We start from the raw sequence: 21,938 nt of genomic DNA on the forward strand, positions 1-21,938 counted from the left end.
TTGGGGGGTGGAGGCGCGTCAGACGGCGGCTATGTCGAGGTGAGCTCGGGTCAGTGAGTGTGTGCGGCCCAGAAGGCTGACCGTTTGCCCCAATTACCCTTGTTTGTGGGTAGGTTTGTGGTGCCGTCCTCGCGTTGACCCGCCCCCACCTCGGCTGAGCCGAGGAACAAGCCGACCGCTCCTCTCAACGACCCCCTGACGGCTGCCGGTCGCAGTCAAAGAGAGAGTGCTGATGCTGCGGGCGGCTTTTGCCCAGCCACAGACGGTCGTCGGTCGCATGTCGCGCGTCGAGCCGAGGTCGTGGGCGGCTTTTGCCCAGCCACAGACGGTCGTCGGACGCATGTCGCGCGTCGAGCCGAGGTTGTGGGCGGCTTATGCCCAACCCAAGGCGGTCGTCGGACGCATGTCGCGCGTCGAGCCGAGGTTGTGGGCGGCTTATGCCCAACCCAAGGCGGTCGTCGGACGCATGTCGCGCGTCGAGCCGAGGTCGTGGGCGGCTTATGCCCAGCCCCAGGAGGGTCGCTGACGCTGAGAGGTGAGGAGCGCGTAGCGATTGGACGCGCTCACCGACCCGGCCGATGGCGGGCATGGGCCCCGCCTGTCGGTCGTGCCTCTTGCGCCCGACCGGGCCGGGCATCTCTGACCGCCCCGTCCCTGAAAGCTTGGACCGGCTCGTTCTTTTGGGGGCTTCCCGACAGTCTTCGACTTTCCGGGGCGGGACGGTCGGTCAAGGGTGGCCGAAGGCCATCGCGTAGCGACGCGAGGAACGAGCGCCCTTGAGGGACCGGCCCGAACCGGAGAGACGATGAGACTGACGGGAAACCCCCATACCCATCCCTGATGCCGATCAACTGGCTCCCGCCCACCCGAAGCCCCCGACCCACGTCATCACCCCGCCCGGCCGGCTCCTGCCCTCCGAAGCCCCGGGCCCCGCCTCTCGATGCCGCCCGGTTGGGACCCCGCCTCCGAAGCCCCGGGCCCTGTCTCCCGACCCCGCCCGGCCGGCTCCTGCCCTCCGAAGCCCCCGGGCCCCGCCCCGACCCCGCCCGCCCCGACCCCGCCCGCCCCGACCCCGCCCGCAGGGGTCCCGGTGAGTGAGTACGGTCACACCGTCGGCGGCTCGGTGGGGTGGAAATGGCGCCCATCGGGGTAATTCGGGCGGGGAGTTGGGAGGTCTGTTCGTTCGGCCATGAGATCCCGGTGAAGCCGAGACGAATGGTGCGTCACATATCCCGACGGGACGGCGAGTCGGGTTCGAATACCTGATAGACAGTGGATATTCACGGCTAGACCGGCCGTATACCTTTGACGGCTCCTTGGGGGGATCGCCGCACTGTGAAGCCGCTTCACCGTCACCTCGTCAACACCTCGCGCAAGGTCCTGTGCACGGCCGCGCTCGCGGCCAGCCTGACCACCGCCGCGGTCGTGACCAGCCCGTCGACCGCCGACGCGGGAGAGTCCGAGCCCACGCCGGACAGTCCGCAGGCCACCGACCGCGGTGACGCCCGGCTGGATCTGCCCGACATCGTCGCCGACCCGCCGCCCAGCGGGACGGGCGCGCAGGAGGGGGCCAGCGGGATACCCGCGACCGCCCTCGACGCCTATCACCGTGCCGAAGTGTCGGTGGCCGCCGCACTCCCCGGCTGCAAGCTGCCCTGGCAGCTGCTCGCGGGCATCGGCCGGGTCGAGTCCGTCCACGCCTCGGGCTACGGCCTCAAGGCCGACGGCTACACCGAGAAGCCCATCCGCGGCCCGCGCCTCGACGGCAACGGCTTCGCCGAGATCCGGGACACGGACAAGGGCGAGTGGGACGCGGACGCCGTGTACGACCGGGCCGTGGGCCCGATGCAGTTCATCCCGTCGACCTGGGCCACCTGGGGCGCCGACGGCAACGGCGACTCCAAGCGCGACCCGAACAACATCTACGACGCGGCGCTGGGCGCGGGTCTCTACCTGTGCGCGGGCGACCGGGACCTGTCGGTCGCGGCCAAGCTCGACGCGGCGATCCTCAGCTACAACAACTCCCGCGAGTACGTGAACACCGTGCTCGGCTACATGCGCCAGTACCAGGCCGGCGGCGCCGCCGAGGTGCCGAACCCGCCCGCCGGGGAGTACCCGGTGCAGCCGTCGGGCCCGCTGCCCACCCCGCGCGTGCCGTCGCACACGCCTCCGGTGACGCCCAAGCCGACGCCGACGCCCACGCCGACGCCCACGCCGACCCCCACGCCCACTCCGACTCCGACGCCGGAGCAGCCCAAGCCGCCCGCCCCGCGCCTGGCGGAGCTGACGGTCCTCGGCGGTCCCGGCCTCACGGCCGAGGCCGGCGGGTCCTTCGCGGAGGTCCCGCGGGTCAAGCTGCTCCTGAGCGACGGCAAGCCCGCCGTCAGCCGGGAGGTCGTCTTCGCGGTCGAGGGGGACACCACCGGAGGTACCCGCTTCGGGACGGCGGACTCCCTGGTGGTCAAGACGGACGCCGAGGGCATCGCCGCCGCGCCCGGGCTGAAGGCGGGCCCCAAGGCCGGCGCCTTCACGCTGCGGGCCGCGGCCTACGACCAGCAGGGCCGGTTCGCCGTGCAGTTCGACGGCAAGGTCACGGTGACGGTCGCGGACCGGCTGGCCCGCGCGGACGACGCGAAGCCGCTGGAGGCGGTCGCCGGTACGAGCGTCAAGGACGTGGAGGTCTTCGCGACCTCCGCCGGGAAGGCCGTCGCCGGTACGGAGACCGTGGCCGACCTGGTCGTGAAGGACTCGAACGGCAAGTGGGTCCCGGTGGACCCGGAGACCGCGAAGGGCCCGTACTTCAAGGACGAGGCCGGGAAGAAGGTCTTCGGCCGGCTGCTGGCCAAGACCGGCGCCGACGGCAAGATCGTCCTGCCGGAGCTCTTCACCACGGACGTGGCCCCGGGTACCTACTTCGTGCGCCTGACCACGAAGGAGAAGGTCACCCTGGTCCTGGAGCTCAAGATCACGGCTCCTCCGGTCACGACCCCGGCCCCGGACCCGGCCCCCGCGAAGACGGCGGCTCGCCCCTGAGGTCGCAAGCCGGTCACACCAGTGGCCCCCGGCGCCGTTCCCACGGCGCCGGGGGCCACTGCCTTTTCCCCGCCGCGGCGGGAAAAGGCAGGAGCCCTGCCGGGTCTGCTCGCGCAGAGGGGACAGGGCTCCTTGGGTACTGCATTTCCAACCCGCGATTTAGGTTGGCCCAGGCGACTAGGCCGGGGTGACGTTCTCCGCCTGCGGGCCCTTCGGACCCTGCGTGACGTCGAAGTTCACCGTCTGGTTCTCCTCAAGGGAGCGGAAGCCAGAGGCGTTGATCGCGGAGTAGTGGACGAAGACATCCGGGCCGCCGCCGTCCTGGGCGATGAAGCCGAAGCCCTTTTCAGCGTTGAACCACTTCACGGTTCCGGTAGCCATGAGCCCTCCTATGGGCCAAAGGGTCGCCCTGCTCCAGAACCTGCTAAGAAGTCTGAAAACTACAAAAGCCTGCGGGTCACATTCTCCGCAGGCCTCGTACTGCAAGGGAAACCAAACTGCAACTTGCGACGAGCCTAGCACGCACCCTGCGGCCGAGACCAGAGGGAAAGATCACGTCACCCGGACGTTTGAGACCCGCTGGAAGGCTGACGCGAACACGGGGGCTAGTGTCACGATGTGGACGTCTATCGCAGCCGGCCCCGCGTCGGCCACATTCAGTTCCTGAACTGCCTGCCCCTCTACTGGGGGCTGGCCAGAACCGGCACGCTGCTGGACCTGGAGCTGACCAAGGACTCCCCCGAGAAGCTCAGTGAGCGCCTCGTCCAGGGGGACCTGGACATCGCCCCGATCACCCTCGTGGAGTTCCTCCGCAACGCCGACCAACTCGTCGCCTTCCCCGACATCGCGGTCGGCTGCGACGGTCCGGTGATGTCCTGCGTGATCGTCTCGCAGGTCCCCCTGGAGCAGCTCGACGGAGCCCGCGTCGCGCTCGGTTCCACCTCTCGTACGTCCGTACGCCTCGCCCAGCTGCTGCTTTCCGAGCAGTACGGGGTGCAGCCCGACTACTACACCTGCCCGCCCGACCTGAGCGTGATGATGCAGGAGGCGGACGCGGCGGTACTGATCGGGGACGCCGCGCTGCGCGCCTCGCTGCACGACGCGCCCCGCCTGGGGCTGACCGTGCACGACCTGGGTCACATGTGGAAGGAGTGGACCGGGCTGCCGTTCGTCTTCGCGGTCTGGGCGGCCCGCAAGGACTACCTCGCCCGCGAGCCCGGCGTCGTGCGGGAGGTCCACGCGGCCTTCCTCTCCTCCCGGGACGTCTCCCTGGAAGAGGTCACCAAGGTGGCCGAGCAGGCGGCCCGCTGGGAGGCCTTCGACGCGGAGCTGCTGGAGCGGTACTTCACGACGCTCGACTTCCGCTTCGGTCCCGACCAGCTGGCCGGCGTACGGGAATTCGCACGCCGTACCGGACCGACGACGGGCTATCCCGCGGATGTCTCCGTGGAGCTGCTGAGCACGGTGGTCCAGGAGTGCTGACCGGGTTTACCCGGCCGTAGTCCGGAGGCCGGACGACCGAATGTGCGGTTTACCGGGAATTCCCCGCCTTTTTGCATTTCTCGCCTTGGGGTGGAAATGCAAAAGGGTGACCGTGCACCCTCCCCGCCACGCCCCGGACAGGGCCTAGGCTGCTGCTGCTCGGCGGGGCGCCACAAGGAGCCCGCGATCACGGGGAATTGGGGGACGCGATGCAGCCGCTCGAAGCCGGTGAGCCGCGGACCATCGGCGCGTACCGGTTGCTGGGCCGGCTCGGCGCGGGTGGCATGGGCCGGGTCTACCTGGGGCGCAGTGCGGGCGGCCGGACCGTCGCCGTCAAGATCGTGCACCCCCACTTCGCCACCGACGAGGAATTCCGGGCCCGGTTCCGCCGCGAGGTCGAGGCGGCCCGCCGGGTGGGCGGCGAGTGGACCGCGCCGGTGCTGGACGCGGACCCCGAGGCCCCGGTGCCGTGGGTGGCCACCGGGTACGTGGCCGGTCCCTCCCTGGACCGCGCGCTGGCCGGGCACGGCCCGCTCCCCGAGACCTCGGTCCGGGCCATCGGCGCGGGGCTGGCCCGCGCCCTGGTGGCGGTGCACGGCCTGGGCCTCGTACACCGGGACGTGAAGCCGTCGAACGTGATGCTCACCCTCGACGGGCCGCGCCTGATCGACTTCGGGATCGCGCGGGCCACGGACGGCACGGCCTCGCTCACCTCCACCGGGGTCTCCGTCGGCTCGCCCGGCTACATGTCGCCCGAGCAGATCCTCGGCAAGGGGATCACGGGGGCGGCCGACGTGTTCTCGCTCGGCGCGGTCATGGCCTTCGCGGCGACCGGGCGGCCGCCCTTCACCGGGGACAACTCGGCCACCCTCCTCTACAAGGTGGTCCACGAGCCGCCGGAGCTCGGCGCGCTCCCGGACGGCGAGCTGCGCGGGCTGATCGAGGCCTGTCTGGCCAAGACGGCGGCGGAGCGGCCGGCCCCCGAGGCGATCGCGGCGGCCCTCGGCGGGGCGCTGGGCGTCCCCGGCTGGCTCCCCGGGCCGCTGGTGGAGGAGGCCAGCCGGGCCGCCGTGGCGCTGCTGGACCTGGACGCGGATTCCTTCGAGGGCGGGTCCGGCGCACCGGCGGGCCGGGGCTTCGGTGCGCCCCACCAGCCGTACGCGGACGGCCCGTCCGGGCCGGTGCCGTTCACGGCTGCCTCGTACGGAGGCGCGGCCGGGGCCGGCTTCGGTCCTCCCGACCCCGCGTACGGGGGGCCGCGACCGGGCGCCGGCTCGCCGTACGGCGCCGCGGAGAGCGGCTCCGGCCCGGCCGGTACGGGCGGCGGGGCGGCCGGTGCCGCGACCGCGGGCTCGCCCGGCGGAGCCGGTCCGTACGCAAGCCCCGGCCGGGGAACCGGCGGTGGGGGGCTACCCGGACAGCGGGCCGGGGCGGAGGACTCGGGGCGGCAGGTCACCGTCAGGGCGGCCGGGCGCCGGTTCAGCTGCACGCTGGTCCTGGCCGCGGCGGCCGCGCTCGCGGTGCTGTCCGGCGGGCTGTTCTGGATGGACCTGCTGCCGGGCCAGGGCGGCAGGCAGCAGGACCTGGCCGACTCCGGGGCGAGGCCCTCCGCCTCCTCGCCCGCCCCCGCGGCCTCCTCGGCCCCGAACCCGGCCGGAACCCCGAGCGGGAGCGCGGCCGCGCCCAAGGGGACCAGGGAGGACGTCCCCAAGGAGTTCGTCGGCACCTGGAAGGGCGCGGTCACCACCGCCCGCCTCGGCCTCTCCTCGGAGTTCGAGATCACGATCAAGGCCGGCAAGGTCGGTGAGGTCGTGGCCCGGGACAAGTCGGTCCTGGCCCTCCTGGGCACCGACTGCAGCGGCGACTGGGAGCTGTCCTCCGCCACCGACCGCTCGCTGGTCCTGGACACCTCGGGCGGCCCCAACCCGGCCCCCGGGGTCTGCTCCAACGGCTCCGCCGACGAGCGCTTCAGCCTGAACGCCGACGGGACGCTGCACTACAAGTCGGGCGACACCCCGGCCGGAAACCCCGAGGGCGACCTCACGCGCAGCCCCTGAAATCCGCCGGTCCGCCCTGGCGTACGCTGGATCGGTCCGGACCTTGACACAGACACACCGCCGAAAGGTGACGCACCGGTGACCGACCAGGCCGATCTCCAGTCTGTCCTCGACCGCGCAGCCGCGGGGGGCCGGATCACCAGGGAAGAGGCGCTCGACCTCTACCGCCACGCGCCGCTGCACGCGCTCGGCCAGGCGGCCGACGCGGTGCGCCGCCGTCGCTACGCCGGTACCGAGCACATCGCGACGTACATCATCGAGCGGAACATCAACTACACCAACGTGTGCGTCACGGCGTGCAAGTTCTGTGCCTTCTACGCGGCTCCCAAGGACGCGAAGAAGGGCTGGTCCCGCGACCTCGACGACATCCTGCGCCGCTGCGCGGAGACCGTCGAACTCGGCGGCACGCAGATCATGTTCCAGGGCGGGCACCACCCGGACTACGGCGTCGAGTACTACGAGCACCACTTCGCCGCCATCAAGAAGGACTTCCCGCAGCTGGTCATCCACTCCCTCGGCGCGTCCGAGGTCGAGCACATGGCCCGCATCTCGGGCGTCTCGGCGGAGGAGGCCATCCAGCGCATCCACGCGGCCGGCCTCGACTCCTTCGCGGGCGCCGGCGCCGAACTGCTGCCGGCCCGCCCGCGCAAGGCGATCGCCCCGCTCAAGGAGTCGGGCGAGCGCTGGCTGGAGATCATGGAGATCGCCCACAAGCTGGGCGTGGAGTCCACCTCCACCATGCTGATGGGCACCGGCGAGACCAATGCCGAGCGCATCGAGCACATCGCGATGATCCGGGACACGCAGGACCGTACGGGCGGCTTCCGCGCCTTCATCCCGTACACCTACCAGCCCGAGAACAACCACCTCAAGGGCCGCACCCAGGCGACGATCTTCGAGTACCTGCGCATGATCGCCATCGCGCGCCTCTTCCTCGACAACATCGCCCACATCCAGGGCTCCTGGCTGACCGTGGGCAAGGAGGCGGGCCAGCTCTCGCTGCACTACGGCGCGGACGACCTCGGCTCGATCATGCTGGAGGAGAACGTCGTCTCCTCGGCCGGGGCCAAGCACCGCTCCAACCGCCAGGAGATCATCGACCTGATCCGCAAGGCGGGCCGGACCCCGGCGCAGCGCGCGACGACGTACGAGCACCTGCTCGTGCACGACGACCCGGCGAACGACCCGGTGGACGAGCGCGTGGTCTCGCACATCTCCTCCACCGCCCTCGAAGGCGGCACGGCGCACCCCGAGCTGAAGCTCATCTCCACGAACTGACGACGCCCGCCGACCGATGCTGACGCTTCACACCGCCGAACTTCTCGTCCCCGGGCGGGGTTCCGCGCCGCTCCCGGGCGGTGCGGTCCTCGTCGACGGCGACCGGATAGCCCGCGTGGGGCCGTACGAGGAGGTCGCCGCGGCCCACCCGCACGCCCGCACCCGCCGCTGGCCCGGGGTGATCACCCCGGGGCTGCTGGTGCGCGGGGCGGACGAGCTGCTGGAGCGCACCTACTATCCGGACGACCCGTACGAGGTCACCGAGCTCGGCGCCGACCCGATCCGGGGCGAGGCCGCGCTGGACGCGCTGAAGATGACCGAGCCGCGGTGGGGCAACAGCGCCCGGCGGGGCACGCAGCGGCTGCTGGCCCGCGGGGTGGTGGCGGTCTGCGGCCGCTTCACGATCCCGGCGGTGCGCACGGCGGTGTCCCGGTCGGGGCTCACCATCCTGCCGCCGGCCGCCTACGAGGGGCTGCCCGCCCTGGATCCGTTCGCGGGGCGGGACGCGGCCGCGGAGGCCTTCCACGGGGTCCTGGAGGCGGGGGTTCCGGCGCGCTTCGCGGCTTTCGCGGTGGCGGACGAGGCCGAGCTGCTGGCCCGGGGCGCGACCACCTGCGTGGCCACGGTCATCGGCGGGCGGCTGCTCCACCGCCGTCGCTGAGCCCGGTCCGTGCGCAGTGCCCGGATCCGGCGGTGCGCAGGGTCTCCTCCCGGGCGAGGGCGGCCAGCAGGCAGGCCTGGAGGCGGCTGATGCCGCCCAGCTTGGCCCGTATGTTGACGACGTGGAACTTGACCGTGCTGACGGAGAGTTGGAGCTCGACGGCCAGTTCCCGGTTGGAGGCGCCGGTGGCCAGGCACAGGAACACCGCCGACTCCTGCTCGGTCAGCTGGGCGTCGGCGGTCCGGTCCGAGGTGGTCCGGTCCGAGGCGGGGCCGTCCGTGGTCGGCCGGTCCGAGGCGGGGCGGTCCGTCGCCGGTCTGTCCCCGCTCGGTGCGTCCTCCGGCGGCGCCTGCTCCTGCACACCCGGCTCCTCGTACGAGGGGAACCACGCGGGGACGCTGAAGCTGACGACGCGCACGGTTTCTCCTAGCCCCCGGGCGCCCGTCCTGTGGCCGCCTCTCGCCCTATAGGACGGACGGACCGGACAGGTAGGTTCCATTCGAGTCGAACGGCCAGGCGTTGGACTTGCAGCCCAGGAGCCCCTTGATCTGCTGCATCATCGCCGGAGCGGGCTTGCCGGGACCCGGGCACGTCTCGTGCTCGCGGCCGAGCTCGTGCCCGACCTCGTGGTTGATGATCAGTGCCCGGTACTCCTCGGGCGTGCCGCTGAACTGCGGCGAACCCTCCTGCCAGCGCTTGAGGTTGACCACGACGGTGTGCCCCGCGCGGCAGTTGGTCTCGCCGATCAGCTCGGGCGTGACCACCTCGCACAGGCGGTCGGTGGTCTTGGGCGTCGCGATCTTGACGGTGAAGTCGACCGGCTGTCCCGCTCCGACGAGCTGGAAGCCGTACTGGGGGTCCTTGGTCCAGCCGCGCGGGTCCCCGAGGATCGACTCGACCGAGCGGGCGGCCGCCTCCGGGTCGACCCCACTGCCCTCCTCGACCTCGATCCGCCAGCGGCGTGCGGGCCCCTTGCCCTGCGCGTTGCCGGAGGCGGCGGAGGCCTTGAAGACACCCGGCCGGGCGGCCGTGGCGGAGGGCTGCGGCGAGGGCGAGTCCTTGGCCTGCACCGAGGGCGAGGCGGAGGGCTGCGGGGAGGGGGACTTCTGGCCGCCCTGCGGGACCGTGTTCCCGGAGCCGTCGGCGGACTCCGCGTCCGTCGGGTCCGGCTGGACGGCGGTCCGGCCCGCGGCGGTGTTCGCGCCGTCGTCCCCGGGCAGCAGCGTGTACGCGGTCGCCGAGACCACGACCAGTGCCGCCGATCCGATGAGGATCGTGCGCCGCAGCCGCTTGCGCCGCTCCGCCCGGCGCTGGGCGCGCGGGCTGCTGCGGCGGGAGCGACCGGTGGAATGGCCTGCCGGCATCGTGAAGCTTTCTGTTCGCGGCGGCCACTGCCGGACCGGCCACGATTCGGGTGCCGGTCCGGTGGGTGACCCTCACCGGGCCGCACCCTGTCAGTCAACGGGTCCGCGGTGCCGCGGCGTAACTGTCCTTCGGACCAGTTTCCGCCATCCACCCGGCGGCGGTCACAGCGGGTAGCCGTGGAGCCCCCGCGGCCCGGAGGGGCCGCGGCCTGAGAAGATGTCTGCGTACCCGCCGATCCGCATCGCACACCGAGGGGCGAACGCCAGTGACAAGGGCTTCCCTGGACAAGCAGCCGCACGAAGTCGCCTCCATGTTCGACGGCATCGCGGCGAAATACGACCTCACCAACGACGTCATCTCACTGGGCCAGGCCCGGCTGTGGCGCAAGGAGGTCGCCAAGGCGGTCGGCGCGCGCCCCGGGCACACGGTCCTGGACCTGGCCGCCGGAACCGCGACCTCCTCGCTGCCCTTCGCCGCCACCGGCGCGTACGTCGTCCCCTGCGACTTCTCCCTGGGCATGCTCATGGAGGGCAAGAAGAGGCACGCCTGGCTGCCGCTGACCGCCGGGGACGCGACGAAGCTGCCGTTCAAGGACGACACCTTCGACACCGTCACGATCTCCTTCGGGCTGCGCAACGTCCAGGACACCGATGCCGCGCTGCGCGAGCTGTACCGGGTCACGAAGCCCGGCGGGCAGGTCGTCATCTGCGAGTTCTCACAGCCCACCTGGGCGCCGTTCCGCAAGGTGTACATGGAGTACCTGATGCGTGCGCTGCCGCCGGTGGCCCGCACGGTGGTGCCCGACCCCGACCCGTACGTCTACCTCGCCGAGTCCATCCGCGAATGGCCCGACCAGCCGGCGCTGGCCGCCCTGCTGCAGAAGGCCGGCTGGTCCAAGGTGGCCTGGCGCAACCTGAGCGGCGGCATCGTCGCGCTGCACCGGGGCATCAAGGACTGACCGCCGTGCCGGACGTCGACCCCACGGACTACGGGCCCCTGCTGGAGCGGATCGCGGCCGACATCGCCCCGCTGATGGGCAGCGGTACCCCGGCCGAGTACATCCCGGCGCTCGCCGCGGTGGACCGGCGGCAGTTCGGGATGGCCGTCGCCGACCTCGACGGCAACGTCTTCGGGGTCGGGGACTGGCAGGTGCCCTTCTCCGCGCAGTCCATCACCAAGGTCTTCGCACTCGCCCTGGCCCTGGCCGAGGGCGGTGACAGCCTGTGGGAGCGGGTCGGCCGGGAGCCCTCCGGCAACCCGTTCAACTCGCTCGTGCAACTGGAGTACGAAAACGGCATTCCGCGCAATCCCTTCATCAACGCGGGCGCCCTCGTGGTCACCGACCGGCTCCAGACCCTGACGGGCGACGCGAGCAGCGAACTGCTGGAGTTCCTGCGGCAGGAGAGTCAGAACCCGGACATCGGCTTCGACGCCGAGGTCGCGGCCTCCGAGCAGGAGCACGGGGACCGCAACGCCGCCGTCGCCCACTTCATGGCCTCGTACGGGAACATCGACAACCCGGTGCCCGCGCTGCTGGAGCACTACTTCTGGCAGTGCTCCATCGAGATGAGCTGCGCCGACCTGGCCCGCGCCGGGCGCTTCCTGGCCCGGCACGGGCTCCGCGCGGACGGGACGCGGCTGCTGACGCGCAGCGAGGCCAAGCAGATCAACGCGGTGATGCTGACCTGTGGGACGTACGACGCGGCGGGCGAGTTCGCCTACCGCGTCGGGCTGCCCGGCAAGAGCGGGGTGGGCGGCGGCATCGTCGCCGTGGTCCCGGGCCAGTGCACGCTCGCGGTGTGGAGCCCGGGCCTGGACGCCCGGGGCAACTCGGTGGCGGGCGTGGCGGCACTGGACCGCTTCACGACGCTGACGGGCCTGTCCGTCTTCTGAGGCACGGGTTCCGGGGCGGAGCCCCGGGACCGGGCGAGCCCGTCACTCGCCCCGCAGGGAAAGCGCGTAGCGGCGTCCCGGGTTGCCGCCCGGTGTGGTGAACTCCTGGGCGAGGGCCATCCCGAGCCGCTCCGCCACCGCCACCGAACGGGTGTTCCGGGCGTCGATCATCGCCACCACGTGCGGAACCCCGGCTTCGCGCACCCGCTCCAGCGTCGCCAGCGCGGCGGCGGACGCGTAACCCTGCCCCCACGCCGTGCGGGCGAGGCGCCAGCCGATCTCGATCTCCCCGACCGGGCCCCACTCCTTCTCCCGGGGCCACGGCTGCGCACCGGTGAAGCCGATCACCGTGCCCTGCGCGTCCAGGAGGGTCCACAGGCAGTAGCCGAGCTGCGCGTCGTGCATGCGCTGGCGCGCGGTGAACTCCTCGTACGCGGACAGTTCCGCGGGACCGCCGAGGAACTCCATCACGTCGGGATCGGCGAAGACCTCGTGCCAGGCGTGGGCGTCCTCGTCGGTGGGCACGCGGAGCTGAACGGCAGGGAGCGGCCGGGTCGGCGAGGTCGACGAGGTCTGCGAGCTAGTCAACGTGGGTGGCCCTTCTGATCGCGATCTCTCTCGCTGCATAGACTGCACATGTCCGGTGCCGCCTGGCACCCTATATCGAGCCTTCGGGAGACCCCGCAGTGACCGAGCTCCTCTCCGAACACTCCGCGGACGTGATCGTCGTCGGGGCCGGGCCCGCCGGCTCGACCACCGCCTACTACCTCGCCAAGGCCGGATTGGACGTCCTGCTGCTGGAGAAGACGGCGTTCCCGCGCGAGAAGGTCTGCGGCGACGGCCTGACTCCGCGCGCCACCAAGCAGCTGGTGGCGATGGGCATCGACATCTCCGAAGAGGCCGGCTGGCTGCGGAACAAGGGTCTGCGGATCATCGGTGGCGGGCAGCGGCTCCAGCTGGACTGGCCGGAACTCGCCTCCTACCCGGACTACGGACTCGTCCGTAAGCGGGACGACTTCGACGAGACCCTGGCCCGCCAGGCGCAGAAGGCCGGCGCCCGGCTGTACGAGCGCTGCACCGTCGGCGAGCCCGTGCGCGACGCGCGCACCGGCCACATCACCGGCGTGCAGGCGAAGCTGGGCGAGGAGAAGACCCCGGTCACCTTCCACGCCCCGCTGGTCGTCGCGGCCGACGGGAACTCCTCCCGGCTGTCCCTGGCGATGGGCCTGCACCGGCGCGAGGACCGCCCGATGGGCGTGGCCGTGCGGACGTACTTCACCTCGCCGCGGCACGACGACGACTACCTGGAGTCCTGGCTGGAGCTGTGGGACCGGCGCGGCCCGCAGGACCGGCTGCTGCCCGGCTACGGCTGGATCTTCGGCATGGGCGACGGCACCTCCAACGTCGGCCTCGGCATCCTCAACTCCTCCTCCGCCTTCAAGGAGCTGGACTGGCGCGAGGTCCTCAAGGCCTGGTGCGCCTCGATGCCGGAGGACTGGGGCTACACCCCGGAGAACATGACGCAGCCGATCCGCGGTGCGGCCCTGCCGATGGCCTTCAACCGGCAGCCGCACTACACCAAGGGCCTGCTGCTGGTCGGTGACGCGGGCGGCCTCGTCAACCCGTTCAACGGCGAGGGCATCGCGTACGCCATGGAGTCGGGCCGGATCGCGGCCGACGTCATCGTGCAGGCGCAGGCCCGGGCCACCCCGGCGCAGCGCGAGCTGGCGCTGCACAACTACCCGAAGGTGCTCAAGGAGACCTACGGCGGCTACTACACGCTGGGCCGCGCCTTCGTGAAGCTGATCGGCAACCCGAAGGTGATGAAGATCGCGGCTCAGCGCGGTCTGACCCACCCGGTGCTGATGCGCTTCACCCTGAAGATGCTGGCCAACCTGACCGACCCGACGGGCGGTGACGCGATGGACCGCATCATCAACGGCCTCTCCAAGGTGGCCCCGAAGGCCTGAGCCGGGGCCGGGCGGTGGTGGCGGCGTCCGCGTGGGCGCCGCCGGGCCGGCCGCTCAGCCGGCCGTGTCCGTGCCGGTGCCGGGGTGCGCTCCGGTGCCGGATTCCGGGCCCGTTCCCGTTTCGGTGTCCGGGCGGCCGTGGACGGTACGTACGCACCTGGCCAGCAGGATCAGCCCGCACACCAGCAGCGCCCCGGAGGCGGTCCAGCCGAGGCCCAGCGTGAGCGGGTGGCCGGGCTTCTGCCAGGGGCGGGCGGTCGTCAGCAGCCAGCCGCCGACGGCGAGCAGGCCGAGGCCGAGCGCGGCCGGGACGGCGGTGGGGTCGCCGGCGCCGTGGGATTCGTACGACTTCGGGTTCACGGGGACCACCACCTCCGGGGGCGGGTCGGGTCGGCTCTGACGGTCAGGGGCGCGCCGCCCGCTATCTTCGCAGGGCTTCGGCCGGTTCCACACGGGCCGCCCGCCAGGCGGGGTAGAGCCCGGCCAGCAGTCCGGTGACCAGGCCGGTGAGCGGGGCCGCGGCGACGGTGACCGGATGGATCACCGGGGTCCAGTCCCGGGCGAGGGAGACGGCGACCACGGTCAGCTCGCCGAGCGAGGTCCCGACCAGGCCGCCGAGGGCCCCGAGGGCCGCGGACTCGGTGAGGAACTGGGCCGAGACGTGCCGGCCCCGGGCACCGAGCGCACGGCGCAGCCCGATCTCGCCGGTCCGTTCCAGTACGGCGACCAGGGTGGTGTTGGCGATCCCCACCGCGCCGATGACCAGGCAGATCCCGGCGAGCAGCAGGAAGAGCGCGCTCAGGTCGGCGGTGACACCGGAGCGCAGCATCCGCGGGTCGGGCGGCGGGACGGCCTTGAGGTACTCGGGGTGGTCGGGGCGCAGGGCGAGCGGGGCGAGGCCGGCGACCTGCCGGGCGGCGCCGAGTTCGGTGGCGATCAGCATGTTCGCGGCCCCGGGTGCCGGTGGCCCCCAGAGCTGTTCGGCGGTGGCGCGCGGGACGAGGACGGACATCAGGTGCTCGGGCCGGCGTTCGAGGTCGGCGACGATGCCCGCCACGGTGAAGGGCTCCTGGCCGATGTAGAGGGCGGGCCGGGTGGCCAGGGTGGTGATGCCGAGGCGGGCGGCGAGCCCGCTGCCGATGACGACGACGCGCTCGTGGCCGCGCTCGGCGAAGTCGTCGTAGAGCCGCCCCTGTTGGAGGGTCGGTACGAGGGCGGCGACGGCCCCGGGAGAGGCGGCGACGACGGCCGCGCCGGTGGTGGGGTCCCCGGCCCCGGAGGGCAGGGAGCCGACCGTGGTCCGCGAGTCGAGCCGCACCGTCCACAGCACCCCGGCGTGCTCGATGCCGGAGACGGCGCGCAGCCGCTGCTCGGCGTCGGCGGGGAAGCCGGGTCCGGAGAACTCGTTCTGCTGGGCGGCGACGTCCTCGATGCTGACCTCGGTGGCGGTCAGGACGTTGAACCTGCCGTCGATCTGCGAGGAGATGGTGGCGGTGAGGCCGAGTACGGCCACGAAGCTGCCGACGCCGAGGACGGTGCCGAGGGCGGTGAGCACGGCCCGGCCGGGGCGGCGCAGCATGCCGGCGACGGCCTCGGCCAGGGCGTCGCGCACGGACAGCCGGGTCGGTGCGACGGCGCTGCGTGCGGCGGTGCTGCGTGCGGGGGCGACCGGGGCGCTCGGGGCGCCGGGGGCGCTCACGGGTGGAGCCGCCCGTCGCGGATGGTGACCGTCCGGTGTCCGCGCCGGGCCACCTCGGGGTCGTGGGTGATCACGAGGACGGTCATTCCGGCTCCGTGCAGTTCGTCCAGCAGCCCGAGGACGGAAGCGGCGTTGGCGGAGTCGAGATTGCCGGTCGGCTCGTCGCACAGCAGCAGCGAGGGCCGCCCGACCAGGGCGCGGGCGATGGCCACGCGCTGGCGCTCGCCGCCCGACAGCCGCCCCGGCACGGCCCCGGCCCGGTGCCCGAGACCGACCTGGTCCAGAGCCTCGCGGGCGCGTACGAGGCGCTCGGCGCGCGGGATTCCGGTGTAGAGCATGGCGAGGGTGACGTTCTCCAGGGCGGACCGGTGGGGCAGCAGGTGGAAGGACTGGAAGACGAAGCCGATCCGGCGGCCGCGCAGAGCGGTGCGCTCCCGGTCGGGGAGGGCGGCGGTGTCGATCCCGTCGAGGAGGTACCGGCCGCTGGTGGGGGAGTCGAGCAGTCCGGCGACGTTGAGGAAGGTGGACTTCCCGGAGCCGGAGGGGCCGACGACGGTGATGAACTCGCCGCGCCGGACGGTCAGGTCGCAGGGCTGCAGGGCCTCGACGGGCGGCGGCCCGGGGTAGGTGAGGCCGACCCCGCGGAGCTCGATCACGGGGCTGTCGCCGTCGCCCGGAGACCGGGGGCTCTGCCGAGGCTGCGGCCGCAGGAGCCTCACCCGGACTTCCCCGGGGTCTGCCGGGGCGCGGCGCCGATCACCACTCTGGTCCCGGCGGCCAGTGCGCCCGCCCGGGCCGGGGTGACGGCCACGAAGCCGTCGCCGCTGGTGCCGGTACGCACCTCGATGCGCCGCTGGGTGCCGTCGGCGGAGACGGCGGTGACGACCGTACGTCCGTCCGCGCCCGCCGAGACGGCGGTGACCGGGACGACGAGGGCCTCGCCGTCGGTGGCGGCGGACTCGATGGTCAGCCGGACGTCCTGCCCGGCGAAGCCTGCGGGCAGCGGCTGGTCGGGGCGCACCACCATCCGGTAGCCGAGGTCGGCGCCGCCGCCCCCGGCGGAGCTGCCGCCGCCCTTGGGGTCCTGGCCCTGCTGCGGTTGCTCTCCGGAGGGCTGTGCGGCGGACCGCTCGGTGGCGACCAAAGCCACCTTGCCGCGGGCATCGGTGCCGGAGACCTCGGAGGAGATCACCACGGCCATGCCGGCGCGCAGCAGCTGCCGCTTGTCGTCCTTGAGGTAGGCCTCGACGACGAGTTCCCCGGCGGAGAGCGTGAGCACCGGCCCGGACACGGGGGATCCCGCGCGGGCACCGAGGGAGCTGACCCGGGCCGGGAGGGAGCCCAGGAAGACGGTCTCGGCGGCGGGCAGCATCGGCCCGTCGGCGGCCTCGGCGGCCGCGAGTGCTGCCTGGGCCTCGCCGAGCGCCTGCCGCGCCCGCGCAAGCTCCCGGCCGGACCCGGACCCGGAGCCTGTCCCGGGGCTCGGCGTGGCCGTCGCCCCGCCTTTGCCGGAGCCGGGCTCCGCGGGTGTGCCGACCGGGGCGCTCGCGTCCTCCACGGCCCACGTGGCGGACCGTACGGCCTCCCGCGCCGACTTGAGCGCCGCGCCCCCGTCGGCGACCGCGGGCAGCGGCTCGTACCCGATGGCCCGGTAGCGGGCGGCGAGCGCGGCCTTGGTACCGGCCCCGAAGACCCCCTTCGCGTCGGCCCCGACGCCGTGCCCGAGCTCGCGCAGCGCCTGCTGCAGCTGCGTGACGTCGTCGCCGGTGGCCCCCGGCTTCAGGTCCCGGTACATCGGCTGCGCGCCGTGCAGGGTGAACACCGGGCGCCCGGACACCTCGGCGATCAGCTGCCCCGCCGTGACCGGGTCCCCGGCCTTCAGCGGCAGTTTGGTCACCACCGCGGCCCCGGCGCCCTCGCCGGAGCGCATGCCCTGCGGGGACACGGCGACGCTCTGGTCGGCGGCCACGGTCCCGCGCATCACCACGGTCTGCGCGAGCACCCGCCGCTCGACCTCGGCGGTCAGGGCCCCCTGTGCGGGCGGTCCGGTCTCCGCGGCCACCTGCGCCGGGGACTTCACCAGCGTGGTGGCCAGCAGTCCGCCGACCGCCATCAGCGCGGCCCCGCCGACGACTCCGAGGACCACGCGCCGCCCCCGCGCCAGCCCGCTCCGGTCGTCCCGGTCGTCGCCGGGGGCGGCGCGGTCCCCGGGTTCCGCCGGGGACTCGGTGTGCCGCACGACGTGTTCCAGTTCGGTCATTTGTGCGTCCGGCACTTCTTCAACGCCTCGACGTGGTCGCGCTTGAGCGCGCTCCACTGCTCGGGAGTGCCCTTGGTCTGGTCGATCTCGGCGGTGACCGGGTCCGGGTCCGGGTACCAGGAGACACCTTCGGCCCGCAGGCACGCGGCTTCCTTCTGCGCTGCGGCGAGTTGTTCGGGGGCGACCGGATCCGGCTTCGGCCGCGGCGGCAGCATCGACTCGCAGGCCTTGTGCGCCGCTTCGTTCCAGGGCTTCGTCTTGTCCACGCGAGGCGCGCCGTAATCGGTGTAGACGATGGCGACGCCCTGCTTCTTCAGGCAGTCGTGGTAAGCGATTTCCTCGGCGGTGGGGGGCGGACTATCGCTTGCCTTGGGCTCCTTTTCCCCGCCGCCGCACGCCGTGAGTGAAATGCATATGAGGAGCAGTGGAGCGAAATGGCGTGCGCGCACGACGGGAGTTCCCTTGCGGCCGGAGAAGTGGGATCGGCGCGCCCGTACGAGAAGTGCGAGGAGAGCGCGCCGGGCGATAGTAGATAGCCGCCCGTGCGGACACAAGTTCCTGGACAGTAACTACATGTGACTGTCCATCAGGTGAGAAAGGGGTTGGTTTCAGGGCGCCCGGACCTGTTGAATCCGGCCGGACGGGGAGTCGTGACCGCAACTCGGCTCGGCGTCGCTCATTCACCTGCAGAGGAGCAGATCATGAACAAGGTATTCCGTTCGCTGACCACGGGCGGCGTCGCCGCCGTATCGGTGGCCGCGATTCTCCTGGGTGCGGCCGGACCTGCGGCGGCCTACGGTAAGGACGGAAATCTGGAAGTCGACGAGTTCGGTCTTTTCTACAACCAGTACCAGGCCGGTTGTGTCTTCGACCTGTACGGCGAGGACCTGAACTTCAACGACAACTACTTCAAGAGCGGGTGCACGGGCGGCACGTCCCTCGTGAACGACAACACGGAGTCCTACAAGAACCGTGACGTCTACGCCTGGAAGGTCGCCACCGACGCGAACATCGACGGCAATGTCGGTGAGATCCCGTCCGGCTACTCCGGAAACGCCTCGACCAACTTCAAGAACAAGATCAGCTCGGCCACCTTCACCCTCCACCCCTGATCCGGATGAAGGAGTTCCACGCGATGCGTCCCGCCAGGCGTCTCCGCTCGGCCGCCCCGGCCGTCCTGCTGACCGCAGTGCTCGCCGGGTGCTCCGGCGCCACCGGCGAGGAGGGTGGTGAGCCGGACCTCGGTCCCGTCGGGGTCAGTCCGCCGACGGCCACGCTGACCTTCCCCATGGACGCGTACACGGACTCCGAAGCGGAGCGGAGCCGCATGGGCCAGGCCCAGCAGATGCTGGTGTCCCGGTGCATGGCCCGGTACGGATTCACGTACGAGGGGGTGAAGGCGGCCGCACCCTCCGGCGGAGGGGCGGCCGAGGACCGGCACCGGTACTTGTTCGGCCTGGCCGATCCCGTGTACGCGGCGGCCCACGGGTACGACAAGTCCGCGGGGGAGGGGGCGCCGGCCAAGCCCCCGGCCCCGCAGCTGAGCGACAGCGCGCACGTCGTGATGTACGGCGAGCAGCGGGGAGCGTCGGGGGCCCCGGCCCCCGACGCGAACACCGAGGAGGAGGCCGCGACGGTCGACAGCGGTCTGACGGCGGCCGGGCAGAAGGTGCCGGCCGGCGGGTGCGGGCGGGAGGGGTACCGCAAGCTGTACGCACCGACCAAGGACAGCGTGGACCTGCTCTTCACGTTCGGGCTGGCCTCGGAGGCGCACGAGCGGTCCCGGCAGGACTCCCGGGTCGTCGACGTGCTGAAGAAATGGTCGACTTGCATGGACAAGTCGGGATACGGCGGGGTCGGCACGCCGTACGAGGTCATCGAGAAGCTGGGCCTGGAGAACGACAAGGGTGGGCCGAAGGCCGTCACGGCGGCCAAGGCCGATGTCGCGTGCAAGCGCGAGGTGAACCTCGTCGGGATCTGGGCCGCCGTCGAGAAGGCCTACCAGGAGCGCCTCGTCGAGGAGCACGCCGAGACCCTCGCGCTCTACGAGCGGCAGCGGGAGGCCCGCTTCAAGCTGGCGGCCTCCCTGGGCTGAGCGCAGGGCCCGGCGCCGCGGGAAGCGCGAAGAACGGCCCAGGGGCCGGCACTCCACCCCCGAGCGGGGGAGTACCGGCCCCTGGCCGTGTCAGGTGCCGGGAACCGAGCGGGGCTCAGAGGACGCGGACGGCGCCCGTCGGCTTGTCGTAGCTGAGGTTGCGCTCGACGATGCCGGTGCTGGGGTTCTGCGCGCCGACGAACTTGCCGCCGCCGACGTAGATGGCGACGTGGTAGGCGCTGCCCTTGGAGCCCCAGTACAGGATGTCACCCGGCTGCAGGGCGTTCAGCGACACGGAGGTGCCGGCCGAGGACTGGGCCTGGGACATGCGCGGCAGGGAGATGCCGGCCTGGCGGTAGGCGGCCTGGACGAGACCGGAGCAGTCGAACGAGGACGGGCCGGTGCCGCCCATCACGTACGCCTTGCCGACCTGCGCGCGGGCGAAGTTGACGATGGCCGCGGCCGAGCCGGTGGCCGGAGCGGAGACGGTGCCGGAACCCTGCGGAGCGGAAGCGCTCTTCAGCGAGGTGCGGTCGGAGTCGCGGCTGGAACGCTCGGCCTCGGCCTTGCGGTCGGCCTCGTCCTTCGCCTTCTTCTCGGCGTCAGCCTTCTTCTGGGCCTCTTCCTTGGCCTGCTTGGCCTCGGCGGCGGCGCCGGTACGGGCGCTCTCCTCCAGGGCCGTCAGTTCGCCCTCGACGGCCGCGAGGCGGGTGTTCTCGGCGGCCTTGGTGACGGCGGAGGAGACCTCGGCGCCCAGATCCAGGTTGAGGACCGGCATTTCGAGCGTCGTCTCGGCCACGGGCTCGGCGGACGGGGACGCGCTCGCGGTGCCGGCCATGGCGAGGGTGCTGAGGACGCCACCGGCAACTCCGGCGCGGACCGCGAGCTTCGAGGCGCTGCGGCGGGGCTTCCGGTGGCTGGGTATGTGAGCGGTGTGGGACATGAGGACAACCGCTATCAGGGCGTGCGGGTTCCCTTCAAGAAACGTGGGTTGCGCCACAGTTGCGCGCGAAGGCCGCTAACCGGGCGCGTCTCGCTTCTTATTGACGCCGTAACGGGCGAAACGGACAGGCCCTCACAGGGCTGTGATCATGGGGTTTCGGTATTAAGTCCGAAATGATCTGTGACCTACCATCCCGTCACACAGATGGCCAAGCCCTCTTTCGGAACGCCTGATTCGGAGTGGCGCAGGTCACAGCAACGTCACGCCATGCGGACGCTGTGCCCCTCCCGTGACCTTCCTGTGAAGAGGTCCGGGGGTTCGTGAACGGATGCACGCACTCGGCCGGTCCCCGCGCGATCCCGCGTGCAGTCCCACTCGCGGCCGCCGGAGCTCCCGTGCGCCCCGCATTCGATCCGCTTATGCCCCATGTCCATCTCCGTACGCATGGGGTCCCCCGACCGGGCGACGCGGATCCCTTTATCATCCGTGCGCCCCGCTTGCCAATTTGCCTGCACGGGGCATCGTTGATAGGGCGATCGGCCTTCTACCTGCGGTAACGAGCACGGATGTCACCTTTGGTGATCATGTGGATGCTTCGCGTATGAAGATCACCACTCATCGGGCTTCATGATCGTTCGTCAGGTGGTGGAGATCACAAACTCGGTGTTGCAACCCGTGTCGCAGATCACAGACGAGCGGGCATAGGATGCGCAGCAGTCCGGCTTGTGAACTGCCTCACATGCAAGCGCTTGATCGAAAGCGTGATCTTCGCGAGGCGGGGCACGCGGCGCCGGCAGCGGTCCAACGGTCAAGGACGACTGGAAGGAGCGAGGAGCGTGAATGCGTACGCGCCCATCCTCGTGCTCGGCGCCCTCGGCGCAGGGTTTGCGATCTTCTCCGTGGTCATGGCCACGCTGATCGGCCCAAAACGGTACAACCGGGCAAAGCTTGAAGCCTACGAGTGCGGCATCGAGCCGACGCCGATGCCGGCCGGCGGTGGCCGCTTCCCCATCAAGTACTACCTGACGGCGATGCTCTTCATCGTCTTCGACATCGAGGTTGTCTTCCTCTACCCCTGGGCCGTCACCTTCGACTCCCTGGGGATCTTCGGGCTCGTCGAGATGCTGCTCTTCGTGCTCACCGTCTTCGTCGCCTACGCCTACGTGTGGCGCCGCGGCGGCCTGGAATGGGACTGAGGGGCT

21 protein-coding genes are annotated in these 21,938 nt (G+C 71.8%); 11 read left to right on the forward strand and 10 right to left on the reverse strand.

Annotated features, from left to right (window positions below):
• Positions 1-1,335 precede the first annotated feature (1,335 nt).
• Positions 1,336-3,033, forward strand: coding sequence for a lytic transglycosylase domain-containing protein (locus ACGFZK_RS32855; RefSeq protein WP_393852508.1), 1,698 nt, complete (start codon positions 1,336-1,338; stop codon positions 3,031-3,033).
• Positions 3,034-3,210: 177 nt separating this feature from the next.
• Here ACGFZK_RS32855 and ACGFZK_RS32860 read toward each other — a convergent pair whose 3' ends face one another.
• Positions 3,211-3,414 carry a cold-shock protein gene (locus ACGFZK_RS32860; RefSeq protein ID WP_030012116.1) on the reverse strand — a complete coding sequence of 68 codons (204 nt, stop codon included), beginning with the start codon at positions 3,412-3,414 and terminating at the stop codon, positions 3,211-3,213.
• A gap of 237 nt (positions 3,415-3,651) precedes the next feature.
• On the opposite strand from ACGFZK_RS32860, the gene ACGFZK_RS32865 reads away from it, so the two are divergent.
• The 4 genes from ACGFZK_RS32865 to ACGFZK_RS32880 all read left to right on the forward strand — a co-directional run bounded on the left by ACGFZK_RS32865 (position 3,652) and on the right by ACGFZK_RS32880 (position 8,511).
• Positions 3,652-4,515, forward strand: coding sequence for a menaquinone biosynthetic enzyme MqnA/MqnD family protein (locus ACGFZK_RS32865; RefSeq protein ID WP_393852509.1), 864 nt, complete (start codon positions 3,652-3,654; stop codon positions 4,513-4,515).
• Between the two features lie 209 nt (positions 4,516-4,724).
• Positions 4,725-6,572 carry a serine/threonine-protein kinase gene (locus ACGFZK_RS32870; RefSeq protein WP_393852510.1) on the forward strand — a complete coding sequence of 616 codons (1,848 nt, stop codon included), beginning with the start codon at positions 4,725-4,727 and terminating at the stop codon, positions 6,570-6,572.
• Between the two features lie 78 nt (positions 6,573-6,650).
• A complete protein-coding gene (mqnC, locus tag ACGFZK_RS32875; RefSeq protein ID WP_393852511.1) occupies positions 6,651-7,850 on the forward strand; it encodes a cyclic dehypoxanthinyl futalosine synthase in 1,200 nt (399 codons plus the stop codon).
• A 16-nt stretch (positions 7,851-7,866) separates the two neighbouring features.
• A complete protein-coding gene (locus ACGFZK_RS32880; RefSeq protein ID WP_393852512.1) occupies positions 7,867-8,511 on the forward strand; it encodes a hypothetical protein in 645 nt (214 codons plus the stop codon).
• Here ACGFZK_RS32880 and ACGFZK_RS32885 read toward each other — a convergent pair.
• The gene (locus tag ACGFZK_RS32885) at positions 8,477-8,929 is read right to left on the reverse strand and encodes a LuxR C-terminal-related transcriptional regulator (RefSeq protein ID WP_393852513.1); all 453 of its coding nucleotides are present in this window, start codon (positions 8,927-8,929) and stop codon (positions 8,477-8,479) included. The two genes, ACGFZK_RS32880 and ACGFZK_RS32885, sit on opposite strands and share 35 nt — an antisense overlap.
• Positions 8,930-8,975: 46 nt before the next feature.
• Positions 8,976-9,875, reverse strand: a complete 900-nt coding sequence (locus ACGFZK_RS32890; RefSeq protein WP_393852514.1) for a DUF3152 domain-containing protein — start codon at positions 9,873-9,875, stop codon at positions 8,976-8,978.
• A 266-nt stretch (positions 9,876-10,141) separates the two neighbouring features.
• On the opposite strand from ACGFZK_RS32890, the gene ACGFZK_RS32895 reads away from it, so the two are divergent.
• Positions 10,142-10,834, forward strand: coding sequence for a demethylmenaquinone methyltransferase (locus ACGFZK_RS32895; protein WP_393852515.1), 693 nt, complete (start codon positions 10,142-10,144; stop codon positions 10,832-10,834).
• A 38-nt stretch (positions 10,835-10,872) separates the two neighbouring features.
• Positions 10,873-11,769 carry a glutaminase gene (locus tag ACGFZK_RS32900; protein ID WP_393852578.1) on the forward strand — a complete coding sequence of 299 codons (897 nt, stop codon included), beginning with the start codon at positions 10,873-10,875 and terminating at the stop codon, positions 11,767-11,769.
• Positions 11,770-11,811: 42 nt separating this feature from the next.
• On the opposite strand, the gene ACGFZK_RS32905 is transcribed toward ACGFZK_RS32900, so the two are convergent.
• Positions 11,812-12,396, reverse strand: a complete 585-nt coding sequence (locus ACGFZK_RS32905; RefSeq protein ID WP_393852516.1) for a GNAT family N-acetyltransferase — start codon at positions 12,394-12,396, stop codon at positions 11,812-11,814.
• A gap of 59 nt (positions 12,397-12,455) precedes the next feature.
• Between ACGFZK_RS32905 and ACGFZK_RS32910 the strand changes: the two genes are divergently transcribed.
• The gene (locus ACGFZK_RS32910) at positions 12,456-13,739 is read left to right on the forward strand and encodes a geranylgeranyl reductase family protein (RefSeq protein ID WP_393852517.1); all 1,284 of its coding nucleotides are present in this window, start codon (positions 12,456-12,458) and stop codon (positions 13,737-13,739) included.
• 54 nt (positions 13,740-13,793) lie between these two features.
• On the opposite strand, the gene ACGFZK_RS32915 is transcribed toward ACGFZK_RS32910, so the two are convergent.
• The 5 genes from ACGFZK_RS32915 to ACGFZK_RS32935 all read right to left on the reverse strand — a co-directional run bounded on the left by ACGFZK_RS32915 (position 13,794) and on the right by ACGFZK_RS32935 (position 18,147).
• Complete coding sequence (locus tag ACGFZK_RS32915) at positions 13,794-14,099, reverse strand: hypothetical protein (RefSeq protein ID WP_393852518.1); 306 nt, start codon at positions 14,097-14,099, stop codon at positions 13,794-13,796.
• A gap of 61 nt (positions 14,100-14,160) precedes the next feature.
• Positions 14,161-15,438, reverse strand: a complete 1,278-nt coding sequence (locus ACGFZK_RS32920; protein WP_393852519.1) for an ABC transporter permease — start codon at positions 15,436-15,438, stop codon at positions 14,161-14,163.
• Complete coding sequence (locus tag ACGFZK_RS32925; RefSeq protein ID WP_393852579.1) at positions 15,435-16,148, reverse strand: ABC transporter ATP-binding protein; 714 nt, start codon at positions 16,146-16,148, stop codon at positions 15,435-15,437. The genes ACGFZK_RS32920 and ACGFZK_RS32925 overlap by 4 nt, the downstream gene beginning before the upstream one ends.
• A gap of 5 nt (positions 16,149-16,153) precedes the next feature.
• Positions 16,154-17,698 carry a peptidoglycan-binding protein gene (locus ACGFZK_RS32930; RefSeq protein WP_393852520.1) on the reverse strand — a complete coding sequence of 515 codons (1,545 nt, stop codon included), beginning with the start codon at positions 17,696-17,698 and terminating at the stop codon, positions 16,154-16,156.
• Entirely contained in the window at positions 17,695-18,147 is a 453-nt protein-coding gene (locus ACGFZK_RS32935; protein WP_393852521.1) for a hypothetical protein, read from the reverse strand. Before ACGFZK_RS32935 ends, ACGFZK_RS32930 begins: the two co-directional genes overlap by 4 nt.
• Before the next feature lie 252 nt (positions 18,148-18,399).
• On the opposite strand from ACGFZK_RS32935, the gene ACGFZK_RS32940 reads away from it, so the two are divergent.
• Together ACGFZK_RS32940 and ACGFZK_RS32945 are read left to right on the forward strand one after the other, a co-directional pair.
• Complete coding sequence (locus ACGFZK_RS32940) at positions 18,400-18,810, forward strand: hypothetical protein (protein ID WP_393852522.1); 411 nt, start codon at positions 18,400-18,402, stop codon at positions 18,808-18,810.
• A 23-nt stretch (positions 18,811-18,833) separates the two neighbouring features.
• Complete coding sequence (locus ACGFZK_RS32945; RefSeq protein WP_393852523.1) at positions 18,834-19,793, forward strand: hypothetical protein; 960 nt, start codon at positions 18,834-18,836, stop codon at positions 19,791-19,793.
• A gap of 115 nt (positions 19,794-19,908) precedes the next feature.
• On the opposite strand, the gene ACGFZK_RS32950 is transcribed toward ACGFZK_RS32945, so the two are convergent.
• On the reverse strand, positions 19,909-20,736 hold the full coding sequence (locus ACGFZK_RS32950; protein WP_393852524.1) for a C40 family peptidase: 828 nt from the start codon (positions 20,734-20,736) through the stop codon (positions 19,909-19,911).
• Positions 20,737-21,572: 836 nt separating this feature from the next.
• On the opposite strand from ACGFZK_RS32950, the gene ACGFZK_RS32955 reads away from it, so the two are divergent.
• Entirely contained in the window at positions 21,573-21,932 is a 360-nt protein-coding gene (locus ACGFZK_RS32955; protein WP_030010013.1) for an NADH-quinone oxidoreductase subunit A, read from the forward strand.
• The last annotated feature ends 6 nt before the right edge of the window (positions 21,933-21,938 follow it).

This window comes from Streptomyces sp. NPDC048257 (assembly GCF_043201855.1).
Taxonomy (GTDB): domain Bacteria; phylum Actinomycetota; class Actinomycetes; order Streptomycetales; family Streptomycetaceae; genus Streptomyces.

What these genes read in the sequence shown, in the direction of transcription:
- ACGFZK_RS32945 (WP_393852523.1), top strand. Translation starts at nt 18,834, where the DNA reads ATGCGTCCCGCCAGGCGTCTCCGCTCGGCCGCCCCGGCCGTCCTGCTG.
- ACGFZK_RS32860 (WP_030012116.1), bottom strand. Translation starts at nt 3,414, where the DNA reads ATGGCTACCGGAACCGTGAAGTGGTTCAACGCTGAAAAGGGCTTCGGC.
- ACGFZK_RS32905 (WP_393852516.1), bottom strand. Translation starts at nt 12,396, where the DNA reads ATGCAGCGAGAGAGATCGCGATCAGAAGGGCCACCCACGTTGACTAGC.
- ACGFZK_RS32930 (WP_393852520.1), bottom strand. Translation starts at nt 17,698, where the DNA reads ATGACCGAACTGGAACACGTCGTGCGGCACACCGAGTCCCCGGCGGAA.
- ACGFZK_RS32870 (WP_393852510.1), top strand. Translation starts at nt 4,725, where the DNA reads ATGCAGCCGCTCGAAGCCGGTGAGCCGCGGACCATCGGCGCGTACCGG.
- ACGFZK_RS32880 (WP_393852512.1), top strand. Translation starts at nt 7,867, where the DNA reads ATGCTGACGCTTCACACCGCCGAACTTCTCGTCCCCGGGCGGGGTTCC.
- ACGFZK_RS32950 (WP_393852524.1), bottom strand. Translation starts at nt 20,736, where the DNA reads ATGTCCCACACCGCTCACATACCCAGCCACCGGAAGCCCCGCCGCAGC.
- ACGFZK_RS32890 (WP_393852514.1), bottom strand. Translation starts at nt 9,875, where the DNA reads ATGCCGGCAGGCCATTCCACCGGTCGCTCCCGCCGCAGCAGCCCGCGC.
- ACGFZK_RS32940 (WP_393852522.1), top strand. Translation starts at nt 18,400, where the DNA reads ATGAACAAGGTATTCCGTTCGCTGACCACGGGCGGCGTCGCCGCCGTA.